General features: G+C 56.1%; 2 tRNA genes. Both read right to left on the bottom strand.

Annotated elements, in window-relative coordinates:
* Positions 1 to 31: 31 nt before the first annotated feature.
* A tRNA-Thr gene (locus tag ACVYAD_RS25310) sits at positions 32 to 107 on the bottom strand.
* A 3-nt stretch (positions 108 to 110) separates the two neighbouring features.
* Positions 111 to 186 (bottom strand) — tRNA-Val (locus ACVYAD_RS25305).
* Positions 187 to 255: the final 69 nt, after the last annotated feature.

Genomic DNA, 255 nt, shown 5'->3' with positions numbered 1-255 from the left:
GCTCTACCAACTGAGCTAATGGCTCAAACTATGGTGCCGGCGATAGGAGTCGAACCCACGACCTACTGATTACAAGTCAGTTGCTCTACCAACTGAGCTACACCGGCAAATGGTGGAGGATGACGGGTTCGAACCGCCGACCCCCTGCTTGTAAGGCAGGTGCTCTCCCAGCTGAGCTAATCCTCCTGGGTATTATGCCTAGCGACGTCCTACTCTCGCAGGGGGAAGCCCCCAACTACCATCGGCGCTAAAGAG

It is taken from the genome of Lysinibacillus sp. G1-3 (assembly GCF_056322905.1).
This window is presented reverse-complemented; position numbering and strand designations above follow the sequence as displayed.